The sequence below is a fragment of the Streptosporangium jomthongense genome, from assembly GCF_042650425.1.
Taxonomy (GTDB): Bacteria; Actinomycetota; Actinomycetes; order Streptosporangiales; family Streptosporangiaceae; genus Streptosporangium.
Genome location: NZ_JBHSBC010000001.1, coordinates 559535 through 572985, shown reverse-complemented (window position 1 = coordinate 572985; position 13451 = coordinate 559535). Strand labels below are relative to the sequence as shown.

11 protein-coding genes are annotated in these 13451 nt (G+C 70.7%); 2 read left to right on the top strand and 9 right to left on the bottom strand.

Annotated features, from left to right (window positions below; genetic code table 11):
• Positions 1-1028: tRNA 2-thiouridine(34) synthase MnmA (gene mnmA, locus ACFOYY_RS02735; RefSeq protein ID WP_386187450.1), on the top strand; the 1028-nt coding region annotated here is incomplete at its 5' end.
• Between the two features lie 19 nt (positions 1029-1047).
• Here mnmA and ACFOYY_RS02730 read toward each other — a convergent pair.
• The 7 genes from ACFOYY_RS02730 to ACFOYY_RS02700 form a co-directional block, all read right to left on the bottom strand.
• The gene (locus tag ACFOYY_RS02730; protein ID WP_386187447.1) at positions 1048-1755 is read right to left on the bottom strand and encodes an RraA family protein; all 708 of its coding nucleotides are present in this window, start codon (positions 1753-1755) and stop codon (positions 1048-1050) included.
• A 60-nt stretch (positions 1756-1815) separates the two neighbouring features.
• A complete protein-coding gene (locus ACFOYY_RS02725) occupies positions 1816-2457 on the bottom strand; it encodes an MBL fold metallo-hydrolase (protein WP_386187444.1) in 642 nt (213 codons plus the stop codon).
• Between the two features lie 22 nt (positions 2458-2479).
• The gene (locus ACFOYY_RS02720; RefSeq protein ID WP_386187441.1) at positions 2480-3568 is read right to left on the bottom strand and encodes a WXG100 family type VII secretion target; all 1089 of its coding nucleotides are present in this window, start codon (positions 3566-3568) and stop codon (positions 2480-2482) included.
• Entirely contained in the window at positions 3565-3858 is a 294-nt protein-coding gene (locus ACFOYY_RS02715) for a hypothetical protein (RefSeq protein ID WP_352010184.1), read from the bottom strand. The genes ACFOYY_RS02720 and ACFOYY_RS02715 overlap by 4 nt, the downstream gene beginning before the upstream one ends.
• A gap of 103 nt (positions 3859-3961) precedes the next feature.
• Entirely contained in the window at positions 3962-4666 is a 705-nt protein-coding gene (locus tag ACFOYY_RS02710; RefSeq protein WP_362774265.1) for a hypothetical protein, read from the bottom strand.
• Positions 4667-5102: 436 nt separating this feature from the next.
• Positions 5103-5438 carry a hypothetical protein gene (locus tag ACFOYY_RS02705; protein ID WP_352010186.1) on the bottom strand — a complete coding sequence of 112 codons (336 nt, stop codon included), beginning with the start codon at positions 5436-5438 and terminating at the stop codon, positions 5103-5105.
• 48 nt (positions 5439-5486) lie between these two features.
• The gene (locus ACFOYY_RS02700) at positions 5487-5819 is read right to left on the bottom strand and encodes a hypothetical protein (protein WP_386187432.1); all 333 of its coding nucleotides are present in this window, start codon (positions 5817-5819) and stop codon (positions 5487-5489) included.
• 313 nt (positions 5820-6132) lie between these two features.
• Between ACFOYY_RS02700 and ACFOYY_RS02695 the strand changes: the two genes are divergently transcribed.
• On the top strand, positions 6133-9813 hold the full coding sequence (locus tag ACFOYY_RS02695) for an nSTAND1 domain-containing NTPase (protein ID WP_386187429.1): 3681 nt from the start codon (positions 6133-6135) through the stop codon (positions 9811-9813).
• On the opposite strand, the gene ACFOYY_RS02690 is transcribed toward ACFOYY_RS02695, so the two are convergent.
• Positions 9810-11252: an alpha/beta hydrolase family protein gene (locus tag ACFOYY_RS02690; RefSeq protein WP_386187426.1), complete on the bottom strand. Its 1443-nt coding sequence runs from the start codon at positions 11250-11252 to the stop codon at positions 9810-9812. The genes ACFOYY_RS02695 and ACFOYY_RS02690 overlap by 4 nt on opposite strands.
• Positions 11253-11286: 34 nt before the next feature.
• Complete coding sequence (locus ACFOYY_RS02685) at positions 11287-13446, bottom strand: MMPL family transporter (RefSeq protein ID WP_386187423.1); 2160 nt, start codon at positions 13444-13446, stop codon at positions 11287-11289.
• Positions 13447-13451 lie beyond the last annotated feature (5 nt).

The following is a 13451-nucleotide window of genomic DNA, read 5'->3' as shown; positions in this document are numbered from 1 at the left end:
CAGCGGTGGCGGCGGCCCGCGCCGCCGAGGCCGGTCACGATGTCACCGGCGTCCACCTCGCCCTGTCCGCGAACCCGCAGTCGCATCGCACCGGCGCCAGAGGGTGCTGCACGATCGAGGACTCCCGGGACGCCCGCAGGGCCGCCGACGTGATCGGCATCCCCTTCTACATCTGGGACATGGCCGAACGGTTCCAACGCGACGTGGTCGAGGACTTCGTCAGCGAGTACGCCGCGGGCCGTACGCCCAACCCGTGCCTGCGCTGCAACGAGAAGATCAAGTTCGAGGCGGTCCTCGACCGGGCCCTCGCGCTCGGCTTCGACGCCGTGGCCACCGGCCACCACGCCCGGCTCGTGGACGGCGTGCTCAGCCGCAGCCCCGACGAGGGCAAGGACCAGTCCTACGTGCTCGGCGTGCTCACCAGGGAACAACTCGGCCACGCGATGTTCCCGCTGGGCGACTCGACGAAGGCCCAGGTGCGCGAGGAGGCCGCCAGGCGCGGGCTCATGGTGGCCGACAAGCCCGACAGCCACGACATCTGCTTCATCGCCGACGGCGACACCCGGGGCTTCCTCGAAAGGCGTCTCGGCACGGTCCCCGGGCCGATCGTGGACGCCTCGGGCGAGGTGGTCGGCAGCCACGAGGGCGCCTACGGCTTCACGGTCGGCCAGCGCAAGGGCCTGCACATCGACCGGCCCGCCCCCGACGGGCGCCCGCGCTACGTGCTGTCCATCGAGCCGGTCTCCAACACGGTCACCGTCGGGCCACGCTCGGCCCTTGAGGTCACCTCCGTCGAGACCGTGCGCCCGGTGTGGAACGGGCCCGTCGCCGAGCCGTACGAGCCGCTGGCCTGCACGGTCCAGCTCCGGGCACACGGTGAGGTGTACGGCTGCCGCATCCAGGTGTCCGGCGAGGAGGTCCACGTCGCCCTGGACACCCCCGCGACCGGGGTCGCCGCGGGCCAGGCCGCCGTGTTCTACCTGGAGGACACCGTGATCGGGTCCGCCACGATCGCCAGGGCCGTGTGACCTTCGCGGGAGGCGAAGGTCACTCCTCGATGGCTCCGCCGACCGCGCGCAGGTGGGCGCGGAAGGTCAGGGAGGGGTCTTCGGCGCGTCCTGCCAGGTAGGCGCCGAAGGCCACCTGCTCGCGCAGTGAGGTGCCCGCGTGGATGCGGTCGGCCTGACGCCGTTCGACGTCGCGGATCGCCTCGGCGCGGGTGAACACCTCCTCGGCGCGTCCGGCCGGGATGAAGATCACGCCGTCGTCGTCGCCGAGGACCAGGTCGTCGCGGCCGACCGTCCACTCCCCGACGGCGGCGAACTCCAGCGCGCCCTCAGGACGCTCGTTCAGGCTCAGGGGGCCGGTCGGGATCGAACCCAGGCTGAAGACCGGCAGCCCGATCGCCCGGATGTCGGCCGTGTCGCGGTGCAGCCCCCAGATCACGACCCCCGCGAGCCCGGCGGCCCGGGCCTCAAGGACCACGAGGTCACCGATGCAGCTCTCGTCGAGCCGTCCTCCGTTGTCGGCGACGAGCACGTCACCGGGCGCGGACAGCTCGCACGCCTCAAGGAAGACGTCGACGCTGCCCGCGTGCCTGGCCGGGCACACCCGTCCGGCCAGACGGCCACCGGGCACCGCGGAGCGGGTGCCCGCCGGGGCGCAGCGCACCGCAACCCCGGCGCGCAGGCAGCCGTCCGTCAGATGCGCGGTGGTCAGAGTCTCGAACCGCCGCCGGAGCTCCTTGGGGTCCATGCCGCCCTTCCTCTCGCCGGGGAGATCACGTCGCCTCCCACGGTAGGGCCGGACCCCCGGCTAGGACAGGGTGACGGACTCACCCGGCGCGAGGCGGCGGATCTCCGCCCCCTGCTTGTCGGCCTCCATCGCCAGCCACCTGTCGACGAGGCCGAGGCCGACGTCGTTGAGCAGGCCGTCATGGGTGGAGAAGGCCCTGGCCGGGCGGACCTGGCGGAGGTAGTCCACCGTCTCGGAGAGCTTCAGCCATGGCGCGTTGGTCGGCACGAGCAGGGTGGGGACCTCGGTCCCCGGCGGGGTGAACGCGTCGCCGGGGTAGAAGACCTCCTCGTCCACCAGGAAACCGACGTTGCTCACGATCGGCGCGTCCGGGTGGTTGGGGGCGTGCCACTCTCCGACGACCCGTACGGCGAAGCCCGCCGTGTCGAAGGTGTCGCCGTGCCGTACGACGTGGATCTTGGCCGGGACGTCGGTCAGGTCGGCCGCAACGGCCTCGTTGGTCCAGATCTCCAGTGACGGCTCGGCCTCGGCCGCCCCGCGCAGCCGTTCCACCTCCACGTGGTCGAAGTGCTCGTGGGTGATGAGCACGGACCGCGCCCCCTGGAGGGCTGACTCCTCGCTGAAGGCCCCGGGGTCGATCACCAGGGCCGAGCCGTTCTTCTCAAGGCGGACACACGCGTGCGTGAACTTCGTCAGCTTCATCGTCCCAGCCTAGGCAGGCCGCTCAGTAGCCGACGTAGCCGGTGCCGGTCTTGGCGCCGACGACGCCGGGGACGTTCGAGACCGAGCCGTAACGGCTGATCGCGTAGCGGACCCCGGCGATGATGTTGTCGACCGGGTTGTAGATGTCGTCGTACCCGCTCAGCTTGTAGCTGCCGAAGGTCGGGTCGATGGTCTGCATCAGCCCCTTGGACGGGGTGCCCGCGGCGGCGTTGGAGTCCCAGAGGTTGATCGCGTGCGGGTTGCCACCCGACTCGTGCTGGATGATCATGGCGATGTCGGCGGGGTTCATCTTCTCCGGCGGGTAGCCGTGGGACCTGAGGATCTCCAGCGCCTGGTCGATCCACTCCTTGAGCTTCCCGGTCGGCACGGGGCCGCCACCGGGCGGGGGCGCGCCGCTCGGCCCGTAACCTCCTGAGGCGACCGGGTTCGGTGTCCCGGTGTCGCCGTGCGGCGCGAGGTGCGGCCGGTAGCCGACCGTCCTCTCCCACACGACCGTACGGCCGGCGCCCGGTACGAACGTCTGGTCGAGGGGGGCCGGGATGTCGGCGAAGGAGATCTTCCTTTCGGCCATGTGCTTCTTGACGGCGGCCAGCGCCTGGGTGACGGCCTTGTCGGCGGCCTCCATGTGGGGGCGGGCTCCGGTGACGGCACCGTTCACCAGCGAGGTGATGTGCGGCTGCAGGTCCTTCTCCTCGGCCTTCGGGTTGGCCGTGCGGTAGGCGGACACGTCGTCGAGGAGGGTCGAGCAGATGGAGCGGACCTTCGCCTCCGCGCCACGCAGCACCCCGGCCGCCGTGTCGAGGGTGTTGGCGCAGCCCGCCAGCGCGTCGTGCAGGGCCTCCGCGGCGCGGCCGTACTTGCGCATGTAGGTGTCGAAGGCGTCCGCGGACTCGCCCTGCCAGGCGTCGTTGACCGCGTTGACGACGGTGCCGAGCCGCCCGGCGTGCTCGTTGAGTTTGCCCGCCGTACCACGCCAGCGGGTCGCGACGGCGCTGACGGCGTCGGCGTCGGCGTTCACCTTGTTCAGGAGGTCGGAGAGCGTACCGCCGCCGGGGAGACCGGAGATCGCCTCGGTCGTGTCCGCGGTCACCGCTCCCCGCCCGCGCGGTTGGCCGTACGGACGTTGTCCTCGATGTCGTTCAGGGCGCGCTCGACGTCCTTGAGCTTGCCGGTGACGTTCGTCAGCTCCCCGTCGACCGTCTTCTCGATCCCGTCGAGGAACTCGGCCAGGGCGGATGAGTCGGTCAGCCTGCCGAAGATGGTGGAGTCGGTCGTCTTGGCCGGATACGGACCACCCAGTTCGCCGAAGTTCTTCATCAGTTCGTGCACGGTCGTACGGCACTGCTCAAGCGCGTCGTAGCTGTAGTCGATCCCCGCCACTTCTACCCCCTATGCGAGACCGGCTAATCGATCATAAGGGGCAGATCGCTCAATGTGTCGGGGCGGCCCTCCCGGCACCGGGTGAGGGCCGCCCCGAGGTGGGCTACTTGGCCGGGGTGATCGCGACCGTGGTGGTGTAGGTCCGGTACGGCGTCACCAGCTCGGTGGCCTCGATCTGGTAGCGGCCGGGGACGCACCCCCTGCCCAGCACGGGCAGCGCGAAGCGGCCGTTGTTGTCCGCCCTGAGCCGGGTGCCGTCCCTGAGACTGGTGGCGATGCAGGCCTCGTTCAGGCCGTTGCTGGTGAACCGGACGTAGCCTTTCTCGGCGAAGCCGTAGCCGTTGACGACGAAGGCGATGTCGCCGTCGGCGTCGGCGGTCGCCGGGGTGGTCCTGAGCGCGGGGACACCGGTGCCGGGCAGCGGATGGCCGATGGTCACTCTGGCGGAGTAGGTGCGGTAGGGCGACTCAAGCTCGGTGGCCTCGACCCGGTAGACGCCGCTGACGCACCCACGGGCCGCCCCGACGAGGTTGAAGTAGCCGTTGCGGTCGGCCCGCAGGACGACCCGCCTGAGGTTGGTGTCCTCACACGAGGAGTTCAGCGACGTGCTGTTGACGGCGACCTTGATCAGGGAGGGGAAGGACCGGCCCTCGACGGCGAAGGCGACGTCGCCACCGGCGGTGGGGGAGACGACCGACGGGGTCGTCGTCAGCAGGGCGTCGTCCGCCTGCGCGCCCGAGGCCGGTAGACCGCCCAGCAGTGAGGCGGCGGCGACGGCGGCGGTGAACATGAGGCGTTTGACATTCATGGATCAGGTTTCCTCGCGTTGTCCTCGGTGGTTCCCCTGTGCCCTTTGAGGCGCACAATTTGATCTTCTTGGTGGCCACCGGTTCAGGCCTTCGTTCGGCGGCAACGAGAACGGAAAGAACCGTAAATCAATCGCCTGTTCCCTGGTCTTTCTGACAAAGCCCGTCAATTTCATGGGGGAGGCGGGCCCGCCTCGCCGAATCTGTCCGTCGCCGCGCATGTCGATCGGCCACTCACGCGGGGCCGTTCTCATCGCGCCGGGGCGGCCGCCGGTGCCGCGGCCCGGGGGTCTGGCGGGTCCGGCCCCTGTTGCGGCCCGCCATGACCTCGGCCACCGGCACCCCGGGCGGCGGTGAGCCGTCCTCGCCCGTGCGCTCGGCCACCCCTTCCGGTACCGGTTCCCGCGCGAGGTCGGACGCCTCGCGCGGGTCGGCGTTCTAACAGCTGCTGGAGGACGCGGCGTAGTAGATGGACCTTCCCTCAGGCGCGACGATGGGAGCGTAGAGCAGCGTGACGGTGGTCCGGCCAGGTATGTACTTGGGGCCGTAGTCCGCCCAATAGGGGATCTCGACGCACACGTACTTTCCGGTGCTGCACTCGTTGTAGACGTCCACCTTGTGGGTGGTGCCCGAGGAGTACCACTCCCCGTGCTGGACGCCACAGGCCGCCGCGCCGGTTGAGGAGGCGGAGGCCGCGCCGGCCGTCATTCCGGTGCCGGTGAACGCGAGCGCCGCGATAACGGCCGCGGCGGCGATCCTGGTTCTTGCCATCATGTTTTCCCCTTCACTGAAATGTGTGCTGGTGAGGAGCGGTGACACGGCCTAGCAGTAATAGACGCTGCTGCCCTGGTTGATCGAGGTGGGGGCGTAGGCGACGTCACGCCACTCATAGGCGTTGAGGGTGTAGCGGGGGATGGGAAACCAGGCGGGCCGGTCGGGAATGGCGATGCACACCGTCTTCTTCGAGTTGCACTCGTTCTGGAGGCGGACGTGACGGTATCCGCCGATGGTGTACCACGGCTCGTGCTGGACGTTGCAGGCCGCCGCGCTGCCGGCCGTGCCGCTCGCCGTCGTGGCCGCGCCGGCGGCGGGCCCCGCGATCAGCGCGGTGGCGCCGGCGAGCACCACCAGACCGACCGTGATCTTCTTTTTCATGCGTGCTTCTTTCGTCGCATTGCCTCTGCGGCGCGGATGTGTTCGAAAACGAATGGCGCGCCGGCTGAAACGCATCGGATATCCCCGGCCGTGGTGTTTTCGCAGGCCGGGGGCTTACGGCTTCGAGTCTCGGCGGCCCGGGAATTGTCCGGAACCCTCGTTCGTCACTGCAGACAAACTTGATTGACCCGATGTGGCTGTGTATTTTGTGCTGGTTTGCCGTTTCTGATGGGAATTAGTCACATTCGGGGAGAGTAAGTTGGGGGAACGCGCAGGGCGCCGGGAACGGCCGGTCGATCCCACCGATGGTCCGGTGGCCGCATTCGCCGTGGAGTTACGCAAATTACGTGAGGAGGCGGGTGGCCCGACCTACCGCGCCATGGCGGCGCGCGCGCATTTCTCAGCCGCCACGCTGGCCCAGGCGGCGGCCGGGGACAGACTGCCGACCCTGCCGGTCACGCTGGCCTACGTCGAGGCGTGCGGCGGGGACGCTCAGGAGTGGCGGGCCAGGTGGGAGGAGGCCCGGTCCGCCCAGCGGGAACACGCGGCCAGGAACGGTGAGCCCGAGCGGGCGCCGTACCGGGGACTGGCGAGGTTCGAGACCGAGGACCAGGCCTACTTCTTCGGCCGGTCGGCGCTGGTAGAGCGGCTGGTGACGCTGCTGGAGGCGCACCGGTTCGTACTGGTCGTCGGTCCGTCGGGAAGCGGCAAGTCCTCTCTCCTGCGCGCGGGACTGGTGCCGGCCCTGCGCGTGCGCGCCGTACGGGTCCTGACACCGGGCGCGCACCCGCGACTGCCCGGCGACGCCGCCGACGTGCTCGTGATCGACCAGTTCGAGGAGGCCTTCACCCTGTGCGAGGACCCGGCCGAGCGCCGGAGGTTCGTCGACGCGCTGATGGCCGCCGGACGCGACGACCGGCGCACCCGGGTGGTGCTGGCCGTACGTGCCGACTTCTTCGGCCAGTTCACCCACCATTCGGACCTGGTCGAGGCCGTCAGGGACGCCACCGTCCCGGTCGGCCCGATGAGCCCGGCCGAACTGCGTGAGGCGATCGTCAAACCCGCCACGGCGGCGGGACTGATCGTGCAACGCGAACTGACCACCCGGATCCTCGACGAGGTCGCCGGGCAGCCGGGCGGGTTGCCGCTGATGTCGCACGCCCTGCTGGAGACCTGGCGGCGCCACCACGGCAAGGCCCTGACCGTCGAGGCGTACGAGGCGGCGGGAGGCATCGACGGCGCCGTCGCCCGCACCTCGGAGGAACTCTACGAGGAACTCACCCCCGAGCAGCGGGAACGGCTGCGCCACCTGCTGCTGCGCCTGGTCACCCCGGGAGAGGCGGGCGCCCAGGACACCCGGCGCCCGGCCGCGTGCGCCGAACTGGTCACCGGATGCCGGAACGACCCCAGCCCACTGCTGCTGGAACGGCTGGCGTGTGCCCGTCTGATCACCCTCGACGACGAAACGGCCGACCTGGCGCACGAGGCGCTGCTGACCGCCTGGCCCCGGCTGCGCTCCTGGGTCGAGGAGGACCGGGAACGCCTGCGCGTGCACCGCCGCCTCACCGAGGCGGCCGACGCCTGGCAGGCGCACGCCCGCGACCCCGGAGGCCTCTACCGGGGGCTGCGCCTGTCGCTGGCGCGCACGCACCTCGCCGAACGGGCCGGCGAGCTCACCCCGCTGGAGCGGGACTTCCTCACCGCCAGTACGGAGGGGCGTCATGGCGAACGCCGCAGGAGCAGGCTGCGCGCCTTCCTCATCGGTGTGCTGGCGACCGCCATGGTGATCACGGGTTCGCTGGTCTGGCAGCAGAATCTCGTACGTGACCGGCAGGAACGCGAGGAGCAGGCCCGCCGCGCCGCCGGCTATGCCGCGAGCCTGCGCCAGACCGACCCGCAGCTGTCCATGCGGCTCAGCCTGGCCGCCTGGCGCCTGGCCGACCTTCCCGAGACGCGGGCGAACCTCCGTACGGCGAGCCTCCAGGCCCAGCAGGAGGTCTTCACCGATCCGGACACCGGGTCCGACACCGTGCGCTGGCTCAGCTCCGACGGCCGCTTCCTGTACAGCATGGGCGCGGACAAGGTCGTCCGCTGGGACGTGGAGACCCACCGGGTCGTCACGACCACGCCGGGGCCGGCCCGCTGGCTGGGCAACGTGGGAAAGGGCCAGGGAGATCCACTCTGGCTGCCCGTGCACTACCCCACGGCCTCCGAGACGGTCGAGGTGACGCTGCGGGACATGACGACCGGTCAACGCGACCCGCGGCCTCTCGACGACGCCAACCGGGGAGTGGAGGTCGCCCCGAGTGGACGGCGCGTCGTCACCTACCAGGCGAACGGCTCCCACCATCGCGTCCGTGTCTGGGACGCTTCCGCCAGACGGTTGATCGTGCAGGTGAACGTTCGCAGAAAGGGAGGGCCCGTCCGGCGAACAGGCGATTGGTCGTCCACCCTGGCGATGTCGCGCGCGTTGCAGAACGGGCGCTACCTGACCGAATCGAATGTCCCGGACGCGACGCTCAGCGCCGACGACACGACAATGGCCCTCTGCGTGCCCGGCACGCCGGTGCGGGTGTGGGACCTCAGGACCGGCCGAGAGTCGGACGTCCCCAACATGCCCACGCCCTCCGTCGATCAGTGCCGTGAGGAGAGCCTGCGTCTGTCCCCGGACGGGCGGCGGCTGTTGATGACGACCGGCACGAAGATCCGGCTCTGGGATCTGCCGTCGGGCAGAGAACTCCCCGCCATCAAGGAAGCAGGCGTGGACGAGATCGGTTTCAGCGCGGACGGCGCTTTCCTCGCGACGGCCAACTCCGACGAACTCCTCGTGTGGCGGATCGGCGTTCCGGACGCTCCGCTGTTCCGCCATCCGTTGGCCGGTGAACGCGCCTTCGACATCAGAGTCGATCCGGCCGCGGGCCAGGCGCGCTATCTCGCCGGGGCATCCAACGCCTTTTCGTGGCCCGCGACCGTCAGGACACTGAAGCTGAACCCCGTCGTCAACGCCGACTGGCGGGACGAGAGCGCTACCTCCGCCTTTTTCAGCTCTAACGAGAACACACTCGTCACCGTCTACCCGAATCGGGTCGAACTCCGGGACACCAGGACCGGACGACGACTTCCCGGGCCTCCTCCGGTCCCCTGCCGAGAGATGGGCACCATGATGCCGGAATGCCACGTGACCGCGGCGTTCCGTCCCGACGGAGCGGTCCTGGCCTACGGCGACACCCGCCTCGAACCTTTCGACGCCCGGATGTGGGACCTCGCCGGTCGGCGCGTCGCCGGCAGCGCCGGCCCCTTCGACAGCGCCACGTCTGTCGCCTACACCCGGGACGCGGGCACTCTGCTGGTCAGCGGGCCGCCCACGAATGGTTCGCTCGTCCTGTGGGACCTGAACCGGGGTGTCACCACCACGACGGTCCCCGGTGTCAACGGCAAGATCGTCCTGGCTCCGTCCGGGCGGTTGCTGATCACTACCGGGGGGCAGGTCGTCGACCTCGTCTCCGGCCGCGCCGTCGTGCGCGAGAGCGGCCTTCACTCGGCGAGCGCGCTGTCCTTCAGCGCCGACGGCAGATTCCTGGCCGTCGGCGACGAGACGGGACGGACCGCCCTGTGGGACGGCACCGCACGACGTCAGTTGGGCGCGTTGATCTCCGCCTCGCCGTATACGTCGAGCTGGGTCAGCAGCCTGGCCTTCTCCGCCGACGGGAGCGTCCTCGCCGTGGGCACGGTCAACGGCACGGTGCAGCTGTGGGACACCGCCACCCGGCAGCCGATCGGCGCGCCCATCTCCACCCCGAGCGGATTCGTCGCCGCGATGACGTTCGACGGTGACACCCTGTACGTGGCGGGCGAGCACATCCCCCTGCGGCGTTACGACCTCACCCCGGAGGCCGCCGCGCGGACCGTCTGCCAGAGGGCGGGCCACGGTCTCGGCCCGGCCGAATGGGCGACCCACTTCCCCGGCTACCCCTACCAGGCCACCTGTGCCTAGGGTCGCCGACGGTGGAGGACGACCTCCGGGTAGCGGTTCGACGGCCCATCGAGGAGGGGTTCCCGAGAACCGCGCAGATGCCTGTCGAAGAACGCCGTCGAGTAGGCGTTCACGATCTCGTGCACCCGCCCGGGGTCGGCGGGGCCGGTGACCCCCAGGTACGGGAACAGCGGTGACCAGGAGGGGACGTCCGTCAGGTTCACATGGAACATGTCCGGCACCTGGACGAAGTAGCCGTCGCCCTTCAGGTTGCCGAACGCGGTCCGCATGGAGGTCTGGTGCTGGACGATGTCCACCTTGTTCCACTTCTCCTGCCGCATCGTCCGCGCGTCCCGCGTGATCCACAGCACCGGTCGCCCGAGCCCGGGGGACACGACGTCGTCGGGCATCGGGGCGTCCATGACGAGGCAGGCGCCGAGCCGTGTCTCGGTACGGCACGCCTCACCGGCCACGATGCCGCCGAGGGACACGCCGAACGCGCCCACCCGCCGCATGTCCAGTTTCCCGGTCAGCAGGCGCTCGGGGTCGGAGGCGTTCAACGCCGTCAGCCGGTCGAGGACGAAGGAGACGTCCCGCACGAGATAGGGAACGATGCCCTCCGGATAGGACCTGCCCTGGAACGTCGGGGCGGTCCTCGCCGGGCTGACGCTCTGCTGTACCAGGGCGTTCAGTTCGTTCTTCCGGAAACCGGTGACATGCCGGCCGTCGGGGAAGGTCACCGAGGCCGCGATGTAGGGGTGGTCCACGGCGACCACGACGTATCCGTGGGAGACGAGCTCCTCCACCTGGAAGGTGTTCATCTGGCGGAAGCCGTTGAAACCCTCAAGGAACACGAGGACCGGATGGACGCCGGCGGACACCGGCACCGACTCCCTCGCGTTCGTCGTCACGTACCGCAGGTGGTCGAACGTGAACGACGGCAGGTCGATCATCCTGGCCAGCGCCGGAGCGAGCGCCTCGACGCCCTCGGCGTAGGCCGCGCGCCCCCCGCCGGAGGAGCGCGCGGCCGGGTACCAGACCTGGGTCATGAGCTCACGGCGGGCGGCGGGGTCGGCGCTGAAGGTCTCCTGGCGGGAGGTGTCCGTCCAGTGGTACGTCACGGTGCCGACGCCGTACGGGCCCGTGGGCTCGGGGAAGGTGAAGACCGGCAGGACGACGGGTGGCGGGAGGGCGACGAGGAGTCCCAGGACACCGGGACTCACACCGAGGAGGCCCCTGAGCCGCCGTCCCCACAACCACACCAGGAAGAACGAGAGGGCCAGCGCGTAGGCGGGGAACAGCTGCCAGCGCGCGCCCTCGACGACGACCTGCGCCACGGCGGCCAGGAGCGCGACGGGCGGCACGTGGTTCACCGGCCTCATCCCGCGCAGCCGTGGCAGCGCCAGGGTGAGGAACGACAATGTCGTGGTCGCGAGCGCGACGAGCTCAAGCGGCCGCACGGCCTGGCCTCCCGTCCGTTCCAGGTGAACCCGTTCAGCCGGCCCCGATCACCGCCGGTGCGGGCTCCTCCGGCCGCCGGGAGAGGCTCTCGCCCTCGATGTCGAGGTTGGGCAGCACGCGGGCCAGGGGGCGGGGCAGCCACCAGGCGGCGCGGCCGAGCAGGGACATCACGGCGGGAACCAGCGTCATGCGGACGACGAAGGCGTCGATGAGCACGCCGACGGCCAGGGCGAAGCCCATGGACTTGATGATCGGGTCGTGCATGAAGACGAAGCCGCCGAAGACGGAGGTCATGATGAGCGCGGCGGCGGTGACGACGCGGGCGTTGTGGCCCAGGCCGTTCACGGTCGCCCGCTGGGCGGTGTCACCGTGGACGAAGTCCTCCCGCATGCGCGAGACCAGGAAGACCTCGTAGTCCATGGCCAGGCCGAACAGGATGCCGATGAGCAGGATCGGCAGGAAGCTGACCAGCGGCCCCGGCCTGCCGACGCCGAGCAGGTCCGCCAGGTGCCCCTGCTGGAAGATGGCCACGGTGATGCCGAACGTGGCGCCGATCGTGAGCAGGAAGCCGAGCGCGGCCTTCAGCGGGACCAGGACCGACCGGAAGACCAGCAGGAGCAGCAGGATGGACAGCCCGACCACGAGCAGCAGGTAGACGGGCATCGCGTCGGCGAGCTTGGCCGAGATGTCGATGCCGATCGCGGTCACGCCGGAGAGCGCGACGCGGGCGCCCTGGATGTCGTTCATCCGCTCGCGGATGGCGTGCACGGTCTGCTCGGTCGCGGCGTCGGCGGGACCCGTCTTGGGGATGACGGTCAGCAGCGCGGTCGTGCCCTGGGCGTTGGCCTGCGGCGGGGTGACGGCGAGCACTCCCGGGGTGGTCTGGATGGCGCCCGCGGCCTGCTTGGCGGCGTTCGCGGTCGCCTGGGCGTCGTCACCGGTGACGACGGCGATCAGACGGCCGTTGAAGCCGGGGCCGAACCCCTCACTGATCAGGTCGTACGCCTCGCGGGCCGTCGAGCCCTCGGCGGCGGTGCCCGCGTCGGGCAGCGCCAGGCGCATGTCCCTGGCGGGCAGGGCCAGCGCGCCGAGCACGACGACGGCGACGACCAGCACCGGGACGCGCAGACGGGTGACGAGCCGCCCCCAGCGGAAACCCATGGCCTCGCGGTCGTCGCCGGTGCCCGTGTCCGCACCCGCGCGCTGCCTGCGGGGCAGCACCCGCGCGCCGGCGAAGCCGAGGATGGCGGGCAGCAGGGTCAGCGCGACGAGTACGGCCAGCGCCACCGTCGCCGCCGCGGCCAGGCCCATGACGCTCAGGAACGGGATGCCGACCACGGCCAGGCCCGCCAGGGCGATGATGACCGTGGCCCCGGCGAAGACGACGGCCGATCCGGCGGTGCCGGTCGCCCGTCCGGCGGCCTCCTCGGCCTCCATGCCCTCGGCCAGGTACTGGCGGTAGCGGGAGGTGATGAACAGCGAGTAGTCGATCCCGACGGCCAGGCCGAGCATCAGCGCCAGGACGGGGGCGACGTTGCTCAGCTCGACCACGCCGGACAGGGAGAACAGGCCCGCCATCCCGGCGCCGACGCCGATCAGGGCGTTGAGCAGCGTCATGCCCGCCGCGACCAGGGAGCCGAAGGTGACGACGAGGACGACGGCGGCGATCAGGACGCCGAACGCCTCGGTCGAGCCGATCTCGACCTCGGCCTTCATGATCTCGCCGCCGTGCTCGACCCGCAGGCCGGGGGTGGTGGCCCCGGCCCGTTCGTAGGCCGCGCGCTGGGCGTCGGTGATCTTGTCGAGAGGGCTGTCGAACTGGACCTGGACCAGCGCGTGGCGGCCGTCGGGGGAGACGGCGCCGACCTGGAAGGGGTCCATCGCGGCCAGCACCCCGGGTACGGCCGCCGCCTCACGCACGATCGGCGCGAGGGCGGCCGGGTCCAGTTTGCCGCCCTCGGGCGCGGCGACGACGATGGTGCCGGTCGTGCCGCCGGCCTGGGGGAACTGCCGCCGCAGGGAGTCCAGCGCACGCTGGGACTCGGTGCCGGGCATGGTGAAGTTGTCGGTCGTCGGCCCGGAGAACGCGGCGGCGGCCCCGCCGAGCAGGGCGAGCAGGATGAGCCAGGCGGCGAGTACGCGCCCGCGCCTGCGGAAGGAGAACCGGCCGAGCCGGTACAGCACAGCAGCCATGGAGA